Genomic DNA, 19,357 nt, shown 5'->3' on the forward strand with positions numbered 1-19,357 from the left:
TACACTCGTCGATGTTTAAGGCAAGGCCGGATCGTCGTCCGCCATCGACGCCGCGGCGGCCGTGATGCGGTTGGCCATCCCTTTGAAGATGGCGCCGTGGAAGGGCAGCACCGCGAGCCAATACAACCGTCCGCCCAGTCCCTTGGGGAAGAACACCGCCCTCTGCCGGTAAAGAGCCCCGCCTTCGGCTTCTTCAGCCCGCATTTCCAGCCATGCGCGCCCCGGTACCTTCATTTCCGCGCGGAGGCGCAACAAGGAGCCGCGGTCGATCTGTTCCACGCGCCAGAAGTCCAGCGCGTCGCCTGTGTTCAGCCGGGTCGGATTGAGCCGGCCGCGTCGGAGCCCGACTCCGCCGGCGATCTTGTCCAGCCAGCCGCGCACGGACCAGGCCAAAGGAAACGAGTACCAGCCGTTGTCGCCGCCAATGCCTTCTATGACTTGCCAGAGTTGTTGCGGCGTGGCCGTCGTAACCTGTTCCTGGTTGTCCTGGTACACCAAATGGCCCGCCCATTGCGGGTCGCTGGGAAGCGGATCACTCGGGGCACCACGAACGGAGGCATTCTGCCAGCTTGTTTCCACTTCGCCGGCGGCTTCCCGGGCCAGTGCCAGGCGAACAGATTCGCGGTAGCCAAGCAGCCCGGCTTCGGGCGGATCGATGTAGCGGTGGATGTCCTGCTCCCCGACCACGCAGTTCTGCTGCAGGGAGCCAATAAGCGGCACGGCCAAAGAACGGGGTATGGGGGTGACAAGGTTGACCCACTGGGATGCCAGCCATGGAGTCAGGACCGGCAGTGAAATCACGGGCCGGCGCCGCAGGCCCGCTTCCGCGGCGTAGCCATTCATCATCTCGTCGTAGCGGAGGACGTCCGGACCGCCCAGGTCGAAGGTGCGGTTGAGCGAAGCCGGGAGCCCGGCCGCGGCGACCAGGTAATACAGGACGTCGCGGATCGCGATCGGCTGGACTTTGTTCCGCACCCATCGCGGAGCCACCATCAGGGGCAGCACCTCGGTCAGTTGCCGGATCATCTCGAAGGAGGCCGAACCGGAACCGATCACGACGCCGGCCTGAAGCACTATCGCAGGCACCTGCGCTTCCGCGAGGAAAATGTCGCCCACTTCCTTGCGGGACCGGAGGTGCCGGCTGAGCTGTGTTCCTTCCGGGTGCAGTCCGCCCAGGTAAATGATCCGTCCAGCGCCGGCGTCGGCCGCCGCCCGTGCAACATTGCCTGCGCAGAGCCTTTCGGTCTGTTCAAATGACCGCTGGCCGGAGGGGCCCATCGAGTGGACCAGGTAGTAGATGACATCAGCCCCGGCAAAGGCCTTCCGCAGCGAGTCCACATCTTCGAGGTCGCCGACCATGACGTCGACGCGCGCCGCCCAAGGCACGTCGCTGAGCTTACTCGCGTGGCGTACCAGGACGCGGACGTCGTATCCGGCGTCGAGCAACCGCGGGACGAGCCGTCCCCCGATATAGCCGGTGGATCCCAATACCACTGCAAGCGGGTTCATCGTGGCCCTTTCCGATGCCTTGTGCAGCCCGAACACCGAGGTTCAGGGACAGCGTAGCCAGCCTAACGCCGATCCGGCCCGGTCCGGCATCAAGCTTGGTCTATCGGGTCATGGAGTCAGGTGGCAAGGGGAAGGGGTTACCGGTGTATTTGGGGGCCGCGGCGTCCATTAGGCGTCCCCACTGGCCTCCGGCGATGTCGGCTCCGTCAACGCCGGCATAGTATTTTCCGTTGATGGTGATGTCCTGGTTTACCCATTGGGGCCCGATGCCTTTGTAGCTGCCGAACCAGGAAGCCGTCGAGATCCCCGTGGTTGCACCGACGGTCCAGGTCATGGTGTTTCCGTCAGTGGTACCGGTCTTGGCGAAAATGTCGTGGTCCTTGTTGACGGGAATGTTGTAGCCGGACCCTTTCGTCAGGACGTTCTTGAGCGCATAGGTCACTCCCGCAGCCACATCCGGGTTGATGGCTTGTTTGCAGTCCGAGCTGGGGACCGGGTAGTTGTGGCCGTGGGCGTCGGTGACTGACTCCAGGGCCACCGGGTTGCAGTGGACACCGTGGGCCGCAAAGGTCGCGTAGGCATTGGCCATGTCCAACGGCGCGACGTCCTGGGTACCGATCAAGCTGGCGATGCTGGATAGATCGTAGGGCTGGTTTGTGTGGCCGTTGGCGATCCCGGCCGCCGTCGCCATCTTCTGGATATTGCAGAAATCCAGTTGGGTTGCGGACTGGAAGGTGATCGTGTTGATGGATTGATAGAGGCCTTGGAGCACGCTCATCCTGAAGTAATGGTTGGCGTCATCGTTGGGCAACGGCGTCTGCCCCAGGGCCGGATCGTAGGAACCTGTGGTCTTCCCGCACGAGTTCTTCCAGGGGTAGCCGGCCTTGTAGACGCGGACTGATCCGTCCAGTTTGGTGGCCATGGACCGGCCCGAATTCAGCCACTCGGCAAAGACGAACGGTTTCATGGTGGAGCCGATCTGGAACCCGCCGGCCCCGTCCAGCGGCAGGCCGTTGGCGTCTTTCTCGGGCAGCGCGAAGTTCCCGGTGTAGTTGCCCGGTGCTGTTGCTGGGTCATACACAGTGTTCTGTGCCATGGTCAGGATCTTGCCGGTGCCCGGCTGGACGCTGACAAGCGATGCCCCTCGCTGCAGCGGATCGGCCGCGGGCATTGAAGCGTTGACCTGGTCCTGTGCCACCTTCTCAAGCCCGGCGTCGAGGGTAGTGCGGATGGTCAGTCCTCCCAGGTACAGGAGGTTTTTCCGGGCTGTCTCGTCCGCACCGAACGCAGGGTCGTTGAGGATCAATCTCTGCACGTAGTCGCAGAAATACGGTGCGGAGGCCGCCGCCGCGCAGCCTTGGGCGCTCTGATGGACGTTGAGTCCAAGCGGGGCCTTCACCGCTGCATCGTGCTGCGCGGCCGTGATGTGCCCTTGTTGGAGCATCTTGTCCAGGACTTCGTTCCGGCGGGCCACCACGTGATCCGGTTCCGTGAGGGGATCATAGTAAACGGGGCTATTGACGACGCCGGCCAGGGCCGCGGCCTCCGGCAGGGTCAGCTCGCTGGCTGGAACATTGAAGTACTCCTTCGCGGCGGCTTGGATGCCGTAGGCGCCATTGCCGAAATAGACGATATTCAGGTAGCCGGCAAGGATCTGTTCCTTCGTGTATTTCTGTTCCAGTGCTATCGCGAGTTTCATTTCCCGGAGCTTGTCGCCCACAGTTTTGGCCGCTCCCAGCTTGACCTGGTCTCCCTTTCCCTCCGCCACGAGCGATTCGATGATCATGTTGTTCACGTACTGCTGCGTAATGGTCGAAGCACCTTGCCGCCCACCTTGGGCCGTCACCATCAGGGCCCGGAGGATGCCGGTGGCATCGACTCCGCCATGCTGGTAAAAACGTGCGTCTTCGATGGAAACGATTCCGTCCCGGATGAAGGGCGACATCTGTCCCAGCTCCACGGGTGTGCGGTTTTCCGAATAGAAGCTGGCGATCACCGACCCGTCACTGGCCAGCACCTTCGAGGCCTGGGCGGGTGCGTTGACATCCATGTTGGCGGGCAGCTGATTGAAGAGGTCGATGGAACCACCCGCTACGGTTGCACCCACCGCCGACGCCGGAATCCACAACCCTGCCACCAGGACACCACAGACTACGCTGGCCGCAACGAAGGCAAGGATCTTCCCCCAGAAAGTGTCTTTCATGAGCATCGCGGTATTCCTTCAGTGAACGCTGCCCGCACGTGGGGCACCTGGGCTGGGTGGGGTCTGGACCGGCTCCGCGGCGTCGTGCCGGCATGGCCGGTACGACGACGGGTTGCCTGCGGTCGGTCAGCCGCCGACGGGTTGCCTGCGGCCCGTCAGCCGTCGGCCGTCAGCTGTTCGGATGAGTGCGGGGCGGAGCCTCCGGGCACGGCAACCGAGCGTCCGCGCCGGAACAGCAAGACAAACGCGACGGCGCCCGCCAGGAAGATCAAGGCGGCAACCCAAGTGTTCACCCGGAGCCCCAGAATCAAGTTGGCATAGTCGGAGCGCATCAGTTCAAAGGCGAAGCGCCCCGCCGTGTAACCGGCGACGTACAAGGAGAACACGCTTCCCGCGCCGAGAGTGAAGCGCCGGTCCACGTACAAAAGGAGCAGCCCGACGACGACGCACCACAGCGATTCGTAGAGGAACGTGGGCTGGAAATAGCCCAGAACCACCGCGGCGCCCGAGGCATCGGTCACCGCTGACCCGGCGGCCGGGTCCATCTGATGGATCTGGAGTTTCCACGGCAGGTTCGTCGGATCCCCGTAGAGCTCGTTGTTGAACCAGTTGCCCCACCGGCCCAGGGCTTGGGCAAAAATCACCCCCGGCGCAACCGCGTCCAGGAACGCAACCAAAGATACCTTCGTCCGGCGGCAGCCAATCCATGCGCCCACGACCCCCAAAGCCACGGCACCCCAGATGCCCAGGCCGCCATCCCAGATGGCAAAGGCATTCCACGGATTCTTCCCCGGTAAGAAGTAAAGCTCAGGGTCGGTGATGACGTGGTAGATCCGGCCCCCGATGATTCCTGCGGGGACCGCCCAAAGGCAAATGTCCAGCACCTGCCCGGCCTCACCGCCCCGCGCGGTCCAACGCCGGGAAGTGAGCCAGACGGCCACCGCGATCCCGGCCAGGATGCACAGGGCATAGAAGTGGATGGTCAGAGGACCGACGTGAAACGCACTCACGGTTGGCGACGGAAGGAATGAATCAGTGGCGGTCATGGAGGCCATGGACTCTCATGCTCTCGAAGAAAGTTGTTCGGACACAGAACTATTCTATAAGGGGACTACCGGGATAGGCTAATGCCATGAAAACCGTCAACGCATCCGACCCCGCGGTCCGCGACTACACGGGTTCCGATGCTTGGTCACTGACCGGCGTGATCGCGCGCCTCCGACGGGTTTTGCGCTCCAGTGTGCGGCAGGAGTTCCCTTGGGAATCCCTTCCCATGGCCCAAGTAGAGGTACTGCAAAGCCTCGCCGAGGAGCCAGGCATGGGCGTCAGTGGCCTCGCTGACCGTCAACGGCTCGCCACCAACACGGTCAGCAACTTGGTCCAGCAAATGGTGACTGCAGGCTTGGTTGAACGGACCCCTCGGCCAGGGGACCGCAGGGCCGCGAACCTGAGCCTTACCCAGAGCGGCACGGAGATATTGGCAGCGTGGCAGGCCGCGAACGACAGGCGGCTTGGGCACGCCTTGGATCGGCTCCCGGAGGCCTACCAGAACGCAATAGAAAACGCAGTCCCTGCCTTGGCCGCCCTCGCGGCCCTGCTGGAAACCGACGACCAGACCCAGAACCGGGACCAGGCCAGGCAAAGCGGGACCCAGCCGTAACGGACCTCCGCCCGCTCTGCGGCTGCTTCTTGAAGTTAGCGGCGGTCCGGAGAGTGGGGCGTCCGATGCGCACGAACCACCGCCAAGACGATCCCTCCCGCCAAGGCAAATAGTGAGCCGACGACGGAGCACGAAATGACCGCAAATGGCCAAGCCGGCCCTTGGGCGGGGTCGAGCCGTGAAGTGTTGAGGCCAAACACCTGCGAACCGATCCAGATATAGCCACCAACCAGAATGGCAGTAGCTCCAAGCACGACGGCGACTATGAAGAATAGGCTCTCCGCTTTATACATGTCCCCACTCCCAACTATGAGGGCGATAAGGCCTCCAAACCTACAAGAAAAATAGTCGCCTCAGTGGCCAATGAGTGCCCAATGGTAGGAAATTGAGTGCTCGGTCAGCGAAATTAGGTGCTGGAACGCACATGCACGGAACTATACTGACATCTGAATAATTGTTCATATGTTGGAGGAATGCGTGGCTGCCCGTGAAGCCGTCGATGAATGCGGCGTAAAACTTGTCGACCCGGACAAGGTCGACGTCGTCCGTGCGGCGCTGCCCTCGGATCATGACATCGCCGAACTGGCGGATGTCTTCTCGCTGCTCGGGGACCCGGGGCGCTTGCGGCTGTTGACGTCCCTGCTGGAAGGCGGGGAGCTGTGCGTTTGCGACCTCGCGGCGACGACGGCGATGAGCGAGAGTGCGGTCAGCCATGCGTTGCGGCTGTTGCGCGCCCACCGGGTGGTTTCCGTCTCGAGGCGCGGCCGGATGGCTTACTACCGGCTGGACGATGCGCACGTGCGGATGCTGCTGGACCTGGGTTTGACCCACACCGGACACACCATCGCTGTGCACCCCGAACGCACCGCCCACGCCCAGAAGGACCAATGAGCACCCGCCACCATGCCCACGCGCCAGGGAACGCAGCCAATCACCATGGCCATAGCCACGCGATAGCAGCCAACGCGGACCGGCGCTATCTGGTTGTCGCGTTGGCCCTGATCGTGGGGTTCATGATCGTCGAAGTGATTGTCGCCGTCGTCTCCGGATCGCTGGCCCTGCTTTCCGACGCCGGCCACATGCTCACCGACGCCGGGGCGATCGCCGCCTCGCTTTGGGCGATCAGGCTGGCGGCCCGTCCGGCGACGGGAATCTGGACCTTCGGATTCAAGCGCGCGGAAATCCTCTCCGCGGCCGCCAACGGAATCACCTTGCTGGTCATCAGCGCCCTCGTGGCGGTGGAGGCCATCCACCGGCTCCTTGAGCCGCCGCCGGTTGAGGGCGGCCCCGTCCTGGTGGTCGCGATCCTCGGGGTCATCGTGAACCTCGTGGCGGTGTGGGTGCTGGCTAAGGCCAACCGGTCAAGCCTGAACGTGGAAGGATCCTTCCAACACCTCCTGACCGACCTCTACGGGTTCATTGCGACAGCGGTCGCCGGCCTCGTCGTCCTGACCACCGGTTTCAGCCGCGCGGACGCGATCGCTTCCCTCATCGTGGTGGGCCTTATGCTGCACGCCGCGTGGGGTCTGTTACGGGACTCGGGGCGGATCCTCCTCGAAGGCGCGCCGGAAGGTGTTGACCTGGACCAGGTCAGGGAACACCTCCTCGAAACCGCCCACGTGCACGACGTCCACGATCTGCACGTCTGGACCGTCACCTCGGACCTTCCGGCTCTCTCCGCACACATCGTCCTGGACGAGAGCTGCTTCCACGACGGGCACGCCCCGCTCATCCTTGACCAACTGCAGAACTGCTTGACCGGGCATTTCGACGTCGAACACTCCACCTTCCAGCTCGAACCCGCCGGCCACGCCGTCCACGAAACCGGGACCCACTGATGACCACTCCCCTGCCCCGGCCATGGACGAAGGACCGCGTGCTTTTGTTGCGCCGCGGGTTGCGGCTGGAATACGCGACACTGGGCTGGAACGTGGTGGGCCTTGGCGTCCTGGCAGCCGCCGCCATTCAAGCCGGTTCCCCGGCCCTTGCCGGTTTCGGTCTGGATTCCCTGATCGAAATCTTCGCTTCGATTGTGGTGGTGTGGCAGCTCAAAGGCGCCCACAAGGAACGCGAAGCCCCAGCGATGCGCCTGATAGGCACGGCCTTCGCCGTCCTCGGCGCTTACCTTCTCACCCAGGTTGCCGTTGTGTTTGCCACGGGGGTCCATCCCGCCACGTCAAGTCCGGGCATCGCTTGGACGGCCCTGACCTTCGGGGTCATGCTCGCGCTGGCGTGGGGCAAGATCCACACGGGACACCTCATGGGCAACCCGGTGCTCCGAGCGGAAGGAAAGGTGACCCTGGTGGACGCCTACCTGGCTGGCGCAGTGCTGGCCGGGCTCGCCCTCAACGCCTTGTTCAGCTGGTGGTGGGCCGATCCCCTGGCGGGCGCCGTGATCGTCTATTACGCAATCCGCGAAGCCCGCCACGCCTTCAATCACACCCCTTAGTGGTGCGCTTGCGTCTCCTGGAGCCGCTTGATGAACCAGCGTGATTGTTCGGGTCCGTAGGGAAGCACCGGGATCGCTTTTGTAGCGTCCGACGGCGTGTCCCGGATCGACTGCCTCGCTTGCCTTACCGCTGTGGACATGGTGTTGGCCATGGTCTTCACGAACTGGTCGCTGCAGGGCTTGCCGTGGCCGGGGATGAGGAACTCGTAGCGGTGGCGCAGGGCCGAGATGTGCCGAAGGACGTCTGCCCAGTCCTCGGGGTAGGAGTCCTCGAACGAGGGATGCGCGCCTTGTTCCACGAGGTCCCCCGCGAAAAGGGTGCTGGGGGTGCCGACCAAGAGGTCGCCGTCGGTGTGGCCGCGGCCCAAGTAGAACAGCGTGGCGGTGAGCCCGCCGAGGTCCACGAGCACGGGCTGGTCCTTGACGATCGCGTTGGGGATGACGATTTCGACGGCGTCGCCCTGGCCGGCGGCCATCTCCGGTTCGGTGGCGGCGACGAAGCGGCGCTGGTGGTCGCCGTCGTCGTCGATTGTCGCCGCACAGTTGACGTGCCCCCAGAACTCCGTGACGCCGTCGTCCGCAAAAACGGCGTTTCCGAAGTAGTGGTCGTAGTGGGCGTGGGTGTTCACGACGACGAGCGGGAGCTGGGTCTTTTCGCGGACTGCTGCGAGGATCTGCCTGCCTTGCCGGGGGCCGCAGCCGGTGTCAATCACCATGGCTCGTTCCGTTCCTACAACGAGGCCCGTGTTGAGCAGGCACCCTTCGGTCTCCAACACGTAGTTGTTAGGGCCGACCTCGAGCCATGCTGACATTGTTTCTCCGTTTTCAAATGCGTTCCGGCAGTGTTCAGGCCTCGATTCTACCCACGCGGACCTGGGAGGACCGGGAGCGCCTTCCATCCCATACCGATTTCATTTCTATGCGGGCGGGGCGCTTCGCTCGGTTATAGTATTCCCTTAGTTTGCAAGTCCCGGGCTCAGCCGGAGCTTTAGGCAAAGGAATAGTTTTTATGTCGACGCGGAAACCGCCTTTTCGTGCATTGACCAGCGCCGAGACACGGGCCAGCCCGGAGACTGCGGAGCCGCCCCTCGAGCAGTTGCGTGGGCTGCGCCGGCAGGTCCTGGAAATCATCGATGAGGTCCTGTCGGACTCTTCGCAGGCAACGGATGCGGTACGCGAGCAACTTCGCCAGCACCTGGCTGCCCACCCCGGGCGTCCGGAAGAGGCGCTGCTGGAACACTTGACCTCGCTCAGATCGGAACAGCAGGACCAGCAAGGCGACCGCGACTTGGATTCGCCACAGCCGGCCGGCCCGCAAGCTGACATCCCACAGCCGGCCGGCCCGCAGCCGGTTAGCTCACGGCTCGAGGAGGTACTCAGGGACCGGATGCTGATGACCGCCTTCCAGCCCGTTTTCGACCTCACCACGTCCAGCGTCGTCGGCGCCGAGGCTTTGACCCGCTTCGTCAGCGACAGCGGAGACCCTGCCGATTACTGGTTCGCGGAAGCCGAGGACACCGGGCTCCGAACGGATCTTGAATTCGCGGCATTGGAATCGGGGCTCGAGGCCGCACGCAAGCTGCCGCCACACCTTGTCGTGGCGCTGAAGCTTTCAGATGTGGTTGGCCTGGATCCGCGTCTTCCCGTGCTTTTCGAGGAAATTCCTATTGCGCCTGCCCGGGTGATCCTTGAGGTGTCCGGAAAGTTTTCCTCGAAGCGGGCGGCTTCACTCGCCGCTGCGCTGGCTCCGCTGCGGCGTGCAGGCGTCCGCTTGTCCATCGAAAACATGGGTTCTTTTTTCGCCGGGGCCAGCCCTGTCCTTCAGCTCAAGCCCGAGATGATCAAGCTGGAGCAGAGCCTGACTGCCGGTCTCAACCAGGACTCCCTCCGGCAGGAACTCGTCGAGGCTGAGGTCAAGTTCGCGCGGGAGATCGGGGCCGTGTTGATTGCCCAGCGCATCGAGACCAAGGACGAACTCGCAACCCTTAGGGACTTGGGCGTCACCTTTGGACAGGGGTACCACCTTGGGCGGCCGTCGGTCCAGCCCACCGAATGGGCCAAGTGGCGCGGCCGAGCCGGCCATCTCACCTTCCCTGGCGGTCGCGCTTTGCCTGGCACTCGCGGCAAGACCCTGCGAGGCTGACAGACCCTGCGGACCGGGAAGACTGGACCCCTCAGAAGACTGGGCGCTACGGCAGACGGAGCCTCGGGATGCTATGGGCAGATCCGGGCTCGATGGTGTTCTATCAGCCAGGCCGCCATCTGCTGGGCGCGCTTGGATGCCAGGACGTCACCTTCCGTGGCCGAGATGATGGATCCCTTCATCAGGATGTGCCAGGACCGCGCGAAGTCCTCCGTGCGCTCAAGGCCGGCTTCCTCTGCCAACTCCTGGATGTGCCCCCTGATTCTGGCGAGGTAGCCGATGCTGGCTTTCCCCAGCGGATGTTCGCGCCCCATTTCAAGCAGGACGTTGATGAACGAGCACGCCTCAAAATCCTCACGCTGGAACCAGTCCCCGAACACGTCGAAGATGGCGAGCAACTGCTCCTCGGCGGTGTTTCCCCGGCTCCGGGCGTCGGAGATAATCAAGTCCACGGTCCAGATCTGGTCGCGAAGAGCAAGGAAGGCAAGAACCAGATCGTCCTTGGACGGAAAATGGCGGTAGAAGGTGGACTTCGCCACTCCTGAATGCTCGATCAGCAGATCGACGCCCACAGCGCGGATCCCACGGCGGGAGAACAGTTCGTAGGCGGCGTCCAAGATGCGGTCCACCGCGTCATCACGGGTGGTCATTTGTCCGGTTGGCATGGAAGACGGACCGGTGAAATCCGAAGCATCTTGCGAACTCATGGTGCTAGTAATCCTACTCTCACCCGGGCAAGGCAGACCTGCCTGTCACGGCTCTTTGCGTGAACCCAACACCGGGTAAGGCGCGACGTCGGAGCTCCCCTCTTGCTTCTCCTGCTGCGTTCTGCTTCTCTGGCACTACCGGGCCGCCGCCGCGCTATTTCCGGTGTGGACCGCCCCCGGTTGAAGGGATGTGGGACCGCTATGACTTCTCTGTGGCTAGACGCGCGCGAGGCTTCCGCAGCTGTAAGCCCCGATGAATTTACGCCCGGGAACAGGTATGACGCCGTTGTTGTGGGCGCTGGTATCACGGGCTTGGCAACGGCCCTCATGCTGGCACAGACGGGGAGCAGCGTGCTGGTCCTCGAGGCCCGGCACATAGGCGCGGTCAACACCGGCAACACCACCGCCAAGCTGAGCCTTCTGCAGGGCACCACCTTGTCCAAGCTCCGGAACCAGTATTCGGTGAACGTGGTCCGTGCCTACGTTGACGCGAACAGGGCAGCCCAGAAGTGGCTGCTCGCCTACCTTGAGGGCAGGGGTGTGCCGTTCCAGTACCGGGATGCTTACACCTTCGCCACCACCCCGACCGGCGCGGAAAATCTGGTCGCCGAAGCCAACGTTTGCAGGGCTGCCGGGCTCAACGTCAAGTCCACCCGGGAGACGGGGTTGCCGTTCGACGTCGACGCCGCCTTGCGGCTTCCGAAACAGGCCCAATTCAACCCCATGGACGTCTTGGACGCACTGGCAGCGGATGTTCGGGCGGCAGGCGGCAGCATCGTGGAGGGTATCCGGGTCATGGACGTGCGGAACGGCGATCCCCTGTCGGTGGTCACCAGGAAAGGCGAGGTCCGGGCCCGCAACGTGGTGCTCGCTACCGGGACACCCATCCTTAACCGCGGGCTCTATTTCGCAAAGCTGCGGCCGAATCGCTCGTACGCTGCCGCGTTGCGGCTGCCGGAGGGCATGAGCCCACCGCCGGGAATGTATCTTTCCGCCGAGCCGCCCACCCGCTCGCTGAGGGACTATCCAATGCCCGACGGCGGGTCGCTGCTTCTGGTGGGCGGGTTCGGGCACGCGGGTGGCCGGGCGCCGTCGACCCAGTTCCACGTGGATGAGCTGCTCGGCTGGGCCCAACAGCACTATCCGGGCTCCGAGGTCACGCACACGTGGTCGGCCCAGGATTACCAGGCCGCTAATCTCATGCCGTTCTTTGGCCGGTTTCCCCGGGGCCGCGGGAAGATCTTCTTCGGCACCGGCTACAACAAGTGGGGCATGACAAACGGTGTTGCCGCGGCCCTGGATGCCACCGCCGATATCCGTGGCGAAAAGCTGGAGTGGGCCCGCACCATCCACCACCGGGTCACGGGTCCGCGCGGTGCAGCATCGACGATCTCGTTCAACGTGGAAACACAGCAGCAGAATTTCCGGGACAAGGCCGCCCTGAAAGAGAAGCCCGCCATCACTGAGGAAACCCGACCCGCCGAGGGCACGGGCGTCACCGGGCTTTTCCACGGGAAGCCGGCAGCTATTTGCACGGTGGATGGCGTGGTGTGCAGGGTGTCCGCAGAATGCGCCCACCTGGGTGGGATCCTGCACTGGAACGACGCCGAGAAGTCTTGGGACTGCCCCCTGCACGGCTCACGTTTCTCGGCCGCCGGAAAACTGCTGGAAGGGCCGGCAACGCACAATTTGTTCAAGCTGCAGTAGGGCTACGCGCCCGGACCCAGGGGTTCGCCTCTCGTCAACTCTGCGCTCAAACTTCGGTTAGCGTCGCGACAAACATCGCAGAGGCCTACAAATTGATGCGGGCAGTCGGGCTGGCCATCGCCCTCCCCGCGGAGCAATGTAACTTTCATTCCGGCATCATAGTTCCCCGAGGGAGCCCGGGAAAGCACACCCAAAAATTCAGGTAGTAGTTAGGCAACCTCACTTCCGCCCCTCTCGAAAGACAAGTAGCCGGCACTCGCATCCCGCGCAGGGGCGCCGTCGTAGGCTGACGCTGGTTGTTGGCCCCGCCTCTGGGTGCACGGGGCAACGCGCCTACCAGTTAGCGAATCAAGCACTCTACAGGGGGATAGACATGCATGCGACGGTCGCCGCGTTCAAATTTCTTAGACCTATCGTGCGGAATGCCTAGGCAATCCTCGACAACTCGACGATCCGGCATTTCTAAATTCCGGCTGCGCTCAGCATAACGGTTTCTGCCGACTCGACGATCGCAGTGCATGCCGCCTGAACTGCAGGCCAACCGGGGATGAATCACCCCATTTTTATGCGCCGCGGCCTGCACGCGCCGCCGCGCTTTTCTCTTTCGTCATCAATTTCCCAATGGCCTTGTGCCCAATTCAGGGAGGAAATACGCCCATGCTCATCAATTACGTCGCCAACGCGGAATCAGAGGCTGTTGGTCTGCTCGACTGGATTATTTTGACAGGTTTCTCTTTATCCGTAGGCGGCGCAGTGACCTACCGACTGCTGGCCGCATGGAAAGGCTGGTGGACGGACAAATGAGTAACATATTCGGCAGATCCGCAGTCTCGGCACTTGTAGTAGCCACACTTGGCGCCGTTTCCTGGGTGGTCCATCACCAGACTCACGACGTGGTTCTGCTCTCCTATTGGTACCTGGGCGCCGGCGTCATCGCGGCATGCCTCATCACGTTTGTCATCGGGCGACGCTACACGAAGAACCCGATTGCGCCCGGTCGGGTCCTGTGCATCGTACCCTCATACAACGAGGATCCGCAGGCCCTCAAAGAGACCGTCATGGCCATCCTCGCGCAGACCGTCCCTGTGGATATTGTCGTCATTGATGACGGCTCCCGGACGCCGGTGATTCCATCCGTTGATCATCCTCGCGTTACCTGGCTTCGACAGGAAAACAAAGGCAAGCGGGGCGCGCAGGTGACAGTGCTGCGGCGCTTCGATAGATCCGAGTACCAATTCATCATGACTGTGGATTCCGACTCCGCGCCTTACCCTGACGCTTGCGAGCACTTGCTCCGGGCCATGTCGAACCCCCGCATCCAAGCCGCGACGGGCATGATCTATATTCGCAACCACGGAGCCGGCTGGGTGACTCTGGCGGCGGACATTGACATCGGTACCTCATGCGTGATGATGCGGGCCTCCCGGTCCATGCTGGGTGCACTGGAAACAACATCCGGCGCCTTGGCCCTCTATCGCAGCGATCTGCTCTACGACCACCTGAATGCATATGAGGTGGAATGCGGCACTGGGGATGACCGCTGGCTGGCCCTCCGGGCGTTGCGGCGTGGCGAAGTCGTCGCCGTCGCCGAAGCCATAGTGGAGACTGACATGCCCACCACGCTCAATGGCACTTACCGGCAAAGGTTGCGCTGGGCAAGGTCCTGGTGGTGGATGCTGCCTTACGTATTCCGGCACATGACTCCCAAGAAGCTTCTGAGCCCTCTTTATGGGCTGATGCAGCTTCTCATCACCCCTGCGATTGCCCTGTACATATTGACTGAAACTGTGCTTTCGCTGGGTGGCCGTTATGCCGGTCACGGCTACGTTCTGGCAATTTACATTGGAGCGTATGTAATCGTTCGCTACGCCGGTTCTGCCCTCTACCTCATTGGACGGCCCAACTTGTCAATGCGCCAAAAGCTATTGTGCTGGTTCGTTGGAACACCGGGCGCGATAATCCTCAACGTATTTCTTCTGACTCCAATCCGCTACATTGCGCTGGCAAAACTCTTCGATAATCGCTGGCAGACACGCGAACTCGACGCTACCGCGCTCTCTCCGCAGCAGATCTAGAACGAGTCACTCCGCAGACTCAAGAGAGGGAGAACCTATGTGGAAGCAGCAATCGAGTCCGGCCGGCCGTTATTCGTTAGCCCGGACTTCGGGCAACGGACGCGCGAATCGAGCCGCCCGGATCCTGACGCGGGGCGTTCTATGCGCCGCGCTTGTGGTGGTGATGTCCCCGTTTCACGCAACGGCCGCACCTCCGGTCGCTCCCCTCGCGGAGACGATAGCGCCGAACAATACCGTGGTCTCGCTGACGTTCGACGACGGATTCGCCTCCGTCGAGGCCGCCGGCACCGCCTTGGCTCGACACAACATGCACGGCACTTTCTATATCCCGACCGGCCTCGTGGACCAGCCGGGCAGACTTACCTGGACACAAATAGACGCACTTCAGGCCGCCGGGAACGAAATCGGCGGCCACACGGTCAACCATTGGCACCTCGATAAGCTTGACCAGCCCGAACAGGCACGCCAGATCTGCGATGACCGCGTCGCCCTCGCCGCCCACGGACTTAGAGTGACATCGTTTGCATATCCTTTCGACGGTTTCAAGGCTGAAACTGAAACGATCGTCAAGAACTGTGGATATAACAGTGCCCGGTCCGAAGGCGGCTTCGTCGGCAGCTGCGAGTCCGTATGTCCTTACGCGGAGTCCTCTCCAGCAGATGATCCGTACAAGGTCCGCACTGCGTCTCCCGTGGTTACCACCACACGCCTTTCAGACATCGAGCAACAGATTACCGACGCTGCGACGCACGGGGGCGGATGGGTTCCGCTCGTCTTTCACGATGTCTGCGATGCCTGCTCGGATATGGCCATCTCCCCTGCTGACTTTGAAACCCTGCTCAACTGGATTCAGTCAAAGGCTGGCAGTGGAATGGCGGTCCAAACCGTCGCACAGGTAGTTGGAGGGAACGTACAGCCGGTGGTGTCCGGACCAGTGGATACGCGTCCTCCTGGCCAACTCGTCAACTCCTCGCTTGAGGTTCCGGCTGACGACGGTACCGGTTCCGCGTCGGCAGTCGACAGCCAGTGCTGGACAAGTAGTGGGTACGGCAACAACACTGCGTCCTGGGCCCGGGTAACTACGGCGCACTCTGGAGGCTGGGCAGAGCGAGTGACCATGCCGCAGTACACTTCGGGCGATCAGAAATTGATCATTCGGGAAGACAACGGTTCATGTGCGCCCGCGGTCACCCCGGGCCAGGCATACAAAATAAGTGCTTGGTACACGTCATCGGCGCCCACTCGGATTTTGGTCTTCTATCGGATAAGTTCCGGCGCGTGGAAGTATTGGGCTGAATCCCCTCAGTCTCCCCCGTCCTCAACGTGGCAGCAGGCGGAGTGGCAGACACCGCCCCTTCCGCCGGAAGCCACACGACTCAGCTTTGGACTACAGCTTGCGGCCGCCGGAACACTGACCACCGACGACTACGCTTTGACAGCCGTCAACGCCAACGGTGGGACGGCCGGGGAGCCCGCCGCCAGTATCCCGCTGCCATCCGATTCTGCATTCGGTAGCTTGGCTGGCGGGGCACTACTCGCCATGCTGGTGGTCCCGACGCTAGGTTTCTTATGCTGGCGTCGCACAACGCAGAAAAGGGTCCGCTCGCTTGCCGATTTGGCGCCCTGATGGCCCGTAGTGTCCGGCCTGTGACAAGGTCCGGTTCATTCCTGCAAGCGATTCTTACCCTCGTCCTAGGAGCGTTCCTCCTCTCGGGTTCCTCAGACCCGACCACCAATGCGGCGACTCCGAGCCGCCCGTTGGGCAGGAACCTGCGAGGGGGGTGGAATCTTGAGACCCCGGAACTTGTGGCCTCCGCGGCATCGGCCGGCGTTACAGTGGCCTTCCTCTACGGTGCAGCGCCCCAGCCAAGCAGCTCACTGGGAACGGCTTTATCGAACAGGCACATGCGGGTGGTCAGCGGTGAGGTTTCGGATCTGGTTTCCGCCTACGAGTGCACCCGGACCCATACCGTGGCGCCCAAACCGTCCGGGGCTCCCCCAGGCGACTATTGCGGCCCGGATCCCGGCTATACGCTTCCGAATTTACTGACCGATGTCCGGGCCCTCGTTCAACGGGATCGGAATAATCCGCTCGTGGCTGGATACTGGGTACTCGACGACACCCCCGACTGGGACTTCGGGAGCCTGCGCACGGTACTTTCTGACATCCGTGCCCTCATCCCAACGGAGTACCCGGCGATCTGCGGATTCAGCGCCAACCTCGAACCAAACGGTGACGATTTCTGGGAACCCGGTCTGGCAGAGAACTTCACCCCCGAGGGATGCAACATGGTGGCGCCGTATGTCTATGCGGATTCACGCACACGTACCGAGTCCGCGCCATCCGCCATCGATTGGTCAATGCAGCAACTGTTGCCAAAAATGGAGGCAAGCCTGACCCAGCATGGCTGGGACCCGTCCCGCCAACCATTGCTCGGCGTCGGGCAAGCATGGGCCGGACAAAAAGCGGATAAAGGCGCAGTCACTTACCCTCCGGGTACCGCCCAGATGGTGATCCAAGCGAAAGCATATTGCGCAGCAAGAGCCCAAGGGGTTGCTTGGTATGCGTGGACGATATCCAGCTTGAGTAACGTCGAAAGCCCCTATAACAATGACTCACTCCGGGAGGGCGTGCGGGAATCCGTCGGCGTTTGCCCGAACGAGGGGTGGTAGCAGTCCGCTGTCACCGGCCCCTCCCTGGGATGGGGAGGATAGTACTCTTGGAACCAGTGCAGCGCTGCCGCCCCGCATCCCGCTTTGGTTAGAGGACGGTATGACCCTTCTCCGCAATTCTGAAACAGAGTCCGCACCGCCCCGGCGGAAGAAGCGGCTGGTGCTTCGGGGATTCGTTGTAGTCGGTGCCATGGTGATCGCCTGGGCCGTTGCCGGGATCTTCCTGTACGTGGCACCACCTGCCGAGGAACCTGTTCACGCGGACGTTCTGTTCGTGCTCGGGCCTCCCGATCGACGCATGGGCTACGCCGAGCAACTGATGCAGCAGGGGTACGCGCCCACCCTTGCGGTCTCAAGCCCCACGGGAAAAGACGGCAGATTCACAGCGGATGTTTGCAACAGCGTCCGCCCGTACCGGGTCATCTGCTTCACGCCTGAGCCATTCACCACCCAGGGCGAAGCGCGGACGCTGAGGGATCTGTCGAACCAGTACGGCTGGAAGAGCGCGGACGTCCTGACCGCCCAGTTCCACGTGACCCGGGCGCGCGTGATCGTGGACCGCTGCTACAAAGGTGGGCTGCATATGGTCGCGGACCGGACCGGTTTACCCTTGGTCTCCTTGACCAATCCGACGTACTCATGGGCCTATCAGTACCTCTACCAAACCGCGGCTTTCGTCAAGGTTGCTATCCACCCGGAGTGCTGACTCGCTCGCGATTGATGGGTAGCCGAAAATGATGAGGCGGGGCAGCAATTGCTGCCCCGCCTCATTGGCACCGGTTCACCCTGCGCCCGGCTTTCGGGCTACCTGTTGCGATGGGTATGCAGGAAGGAGCACGGTGCGGCTTACGGAATCCCTCAGTGGAAAGACTCAGTGCACCAGCGCGGGCTCGCTGGAAATCTGGACTTTCTCCCCCTCGGCGGGCACAAAACCTGCTTTGAGCTCGGAACGAAGGGTTTCCATGTTGAGCGCCCGCTGCCATTTGGCGACCGCGATGCACGAGACGATGTTGCAGACGGTGCTGGTGAGGGCCCGCGCTTCACTCATGAAGCGATCGATGCCGACGATGAGGGCAACTCCGGCCACGGGAAGGGTTGGCATGACCGTCAAAGTGGCCACCAGGGCAACAAACCCGCTCCCGGTGACACCGGCTGCGCCCTTGGACGTCAAGAGCATCATGCCGAGCATCAGGAGGATCTGGTCCCAGCTCAGGTGGATGTCGCAGGCTTGGGCGATGAACATCGAGGCCAGGGTCAGGTAGATCGACGTTCCTGTGAGGTTGAAGGAGTAGCCGGTAGGGACAACCAGCCCCACCACTCCGCGTTCGCAGCCGATCCGCTCAAGCTTGGACAAGAGTCGCGGAAGCACGGGCTCGCTGGATGAGGTGGCCAGGACAATAAGGAATTCGTCTTTGAAGTAGCGGAGCGTGCGCCAAAGGCTGAAGCCGGCGATCCTGGCAACGAGGCCCAGGCCCACAACCACGAACACGATGCAGGCAGCGTAGAAGGCCAGGATGAGCATCCCGAGGTTCCCGATTGAGTGGGCACCGTACTTGCCAACTGTGAAGGCAATCGCGCCGAACGCCCCGATGGGCGCGACCTTCATGAGGAATCCGAACACCACGAACAGCACCTTGTTGAAGCTGTTGACGATATCGAGCGCGAGGCGCCCCGGAGCACCAAGCTTGCTGAAGGCGAAACCGCACAACAGTGCGATGACGAGTACGGGGAGGACGTCGCCGTCCGCGAATGCTCCAACGAAGGAGGTTGGGATGATGCTGAGAATGAAGTCCACTGGGTTGCTGCTGGGCAGTTGGCTGGTGTACTTCGACGCGACCGAGGAGTCGAGGTGGGCGGGGTTGATGTGCATCCCCGCACCCGGTTGAAACAGCATGACCGCGGCCAGGCCGAGCGCGAGGGCAACGGCCGTGAGGGCATAGAACAGGCCAAGCGACCGGAGGAGGGTCGGGCCGACCTTCTTCGTGTCGGTGAGCGAGGTGATCCCGCTGACGATGGTGCAGAAGACGATCGGGGCGATCATGAACTTCACGAGTTTGACGAAGCCATCGCCCAGCGGCTTGAGCGAAGCGCCGAGATCAGGCCAGAGCGCGCCGACGAGGATGCCGAGGCCGACGCCTATGAGGACCTGGACATACAGGTGTCCGAGAATGGATTTGATCTTCATTGAACAACTTCCTTGATGAGTCCCCGATCAATGATGACAGGGGCTG

At 62.5% G+C, this 19,357-nt stretch carries 17 protein-coding genes; 11 read left to right on the forward strand and 6 right to left on the reverse strand.

Annotated features, from left to right (window positions below):
• Positions 1–15 precede the first annotated feature (15 nt).
• The 3 genes from J2S96_RS16450 to lgt all read right to left on the reverse strand — a co-directional run bounded on the left by J2S96_RS16450 (position 16) and on the right by lgt (position 4,767).
• Complete coding sequence (locus tag J2S96_RS16450; RefSeq protein WP_306865784.1) at positions 16–1,509, reverse strand: SDR family oxidoreductase; 1,494 nt, start codon at positions 1,507–1,509, stop codon at positions 16–18.
• Positions 1,510–1,609: 100 nt separating this feature from the next.
• The gene (locus J2S96_RS16455) at positions 1,610–3,712 is read right to left on the reverse strand and encodes a transglycosylase domain-containing protein (protein ID WP_306865786.1); all 2,103 of its coding nucleotides are present in this window, start codon (positions 3,710–3,712) and stop codon (positions 1,610–1,612) included.
• A 155-nt stretch (positions 3,713–3,867) separates the two neighbouring features.
• Positions 3,868–4,767, reverse strand: a complete 900-nt coding sequence (lgt, locus tag J2S96_RS16460; protein ID WP_306865788.1) for a prolipoprotein diacylglyceryl transferase — start codon at positions 4,765–4,767, stop codon at positions 3,868–3,870.
• Between the two features lie 77 nt (positions 4,768–4,844).
• Here lgt and J2S96_RS16465 point away from each other — a divergent pair, with 77 nt between their 5' ends.
• The 4 genes from J2S96_RS16465 to J2S96_RS16480 all read left to right on the forward strand — a co-directional run bounded on the left by J2S96_RS16465 (position 4,845) and on the right by J2S96_RS16480 (position 7,821).
• Positions 4,845–5,372 carry a MarR family winged helix-turn-helix transcriptional regulator gene (locus tag J2S96_RS16465; protein WP_306865790.1) on the forward strand — a complete coding sequence of 176 codons (528 nt, stop codon included), beginning with the start codon at positions 4,845–4,847 and terminating at the stop codon, positions 5,370–5,372.
• Between the two features lie 462 nt (positions 5,373–5,834).
• On the forward strand, positions 5,835–6,263 hold the full coding sequence (locus J2S96_RS16470) for an ArsR/SmtB family transcription factor (protein WP_306865792.1): 429 nt from the start codon (positions 5,835–5,837) through the stop codon (positions 6,261–6,263).
• Entirely contained in the window at positions 6,260–7,210 is a 951-nt protein-coding gene (locus J2S96_RS16475; protein WP_306865794.1) for a cation diffusion facilitator family transporter, read from the forward strand. Before J2S96_RS16470 ends, J2S96_RS16475 begins: the two co-directional genes overlap by 4 nt.
• Positions 7,210–7,821 carry a cation transporter gene (locus J2S96_RS16480; protein ID WP_306865796.1) on the forward strand — a complete coding sequence of 204 codons (612 nt, stop codon included), beginning with the start codon at positions 7,210–7,212 and terminating at the stop codon, positions 7,819–7,821. Before J2S96_RS16475 ends, J2S96_RS16480 begins: the two co-directional genes overlap by 1 nt.
• On the opposite strand, the gene J2S96_RS16485 is transcribed toward J2S96_RS16480, so the two are convergent.
• A complete protein-coding gene (locus J2S96_RS16485) occupies positions 7,818–8,633 on the reverse strand; it encodes an MBL fold metallo-hydrolase (protein WP_306865798.1) in 816 nt (271 codons plus the stop codon). The two genes, J2S96_RS16480 and J2S96_RS16485, sit on opposite strands and share 4 nt — an antisense overlap.
• A 197-nt stretch (positions 8,634–8,830) precedes the next feature.
• Between J2S96_RS16485 and J2S96_RS16490 the strand changes: the two genes are divergently transcribed.
• Entirely contained in the window at positions 8,831–9,964 is a 1,134-nt protein-coding gene (locus J2S96_RS16490; RefSeq protein WP_306865800.1) for an EAL domain-containing protein, read from the forward strand.
• A 71-nt stretch (positions 9,965–10,035) separates the two neighbouring features.
• Here J2S96_RS16490 and J2S96_RS16495 read toward each other — a convergent pair whose 3' ends face one another.
• A complete protein-coding gene (locus J2S96_RS16495; protein WP_306865943.1) occupies positions 10,036–10,629 on the reverse strand; it encodes a TetR/AcrR family transcriptional regulator in 594 nt (197 codons plus the stop codon).
• A gap of 243 nt (positions 10,630–10,872) precedes the next feature.
• Between J2S96_RS16495 and J2S96_RS16500 the strand changes: the two genes are divergently transcribed.
• From J2S96_RS16500 to J2S96_RS16525, 6 genes are all read left to right on the forward strand, one after another.
• The gene (locus J2S96_RS16500) at positions 10,873–12,378 is read left to right on the forward strand and encodes an FAD-dependent oxidoreductase (RefSeq protein ID WP_306865802.1); all 1,506 of its coding nucleotides are present in this window, start codon (positions 10,873–10,875) and stop codon (positions 12,376–12,378) included.
• Positions 12,379–13,035: 657 nt separating this feature from the next.
• The gene (locus J2S96_RS16505; protein ID WP_306865805.1) at positions 13,036–13,182 is read left to right on the forward strand and encodes a hypothetical protein; all 147 of its coding nucleotides are present in this window, start codon (positions 13,036–13,038) and stop codon (positions 13,180–13,182) included.
• Positions 13,179–14,453 carry a glycosyltransferase family 2 protein gene (locus J2S96_RS16510; RefSeq protein ID WP_306865807.1) on the forward strand — a complete coding sequence of 425 codons (1,275 nt, stop codon included), beginning with the start codon at positions 13,179–13,181 and terminating at the stop codon, positions 14,451–14,453. Before J2S96_RS16505 ends, J2S96_RS16510 begins: the two co-directional genes overlap by 4 nt.
• A 37-nt stretch (positions 14,454–14,490) precedes the next feature.
• Complete coding sequence (locus tag J2S96_RS16515) at positions 14,491–16,080, forward strand: polysaccharide deacetylase family protein (RefSeq protein WP_306865809.1); 1,590 nt, start codon at positions 14,491–14,493, stop codon at positions 16,078–16,080.
• Between the two features lie 20 nt (positions 16,081–16,100).
• Positions 16,101–17,126, forward strand: a complete 1,026-nt coding sequence (locus J2S96_RS16520) for a hypothetical protein (protein WP_306865811.1) — start codon at positions 16,101–16,103, stop codon at positions 17,124–17,126.
• A gap of 160 nt (positions 17,127–17,286) precedes the next feature.
• Complete coding sequence (locus J2S96_RS16525) at positions 17,287–17,832, forward strand: YdcF family protein (protein WP_306865814.1); 546 nt, start codon at positions 17,287–17,289, stop codon at positions 17,830–17,832.
• Between the two features lie 165 nt (positions 17,833–17,997).
• Here J2S96_RS16525 and dctA read toward each other — a convergent pair whose 3' ends face one another.
• A complete protein-coding gene (gene dctA / locus J2S96_RS16530; protein ID WP_306865815.1) occupies positions 17,998–19,311 on the reverse strand; it encodes a C4-dicarboxylate transporter DctA in 1,314 nt (437 codons plus the stop codon).
• Positions 19,312–19,357: the final 46 nt, after the last annotated feature.

The organism is Arthrobacter bambusae (genome assembly GCF_030812595.1).
Taxonomy (GTDB): domain Bacteria; phylum Actinomycetota; class Actinomycetes; order Actinomycetales; family Micrococcaceae; genus Arthrobacter; species Arthrobacter bambusae_B.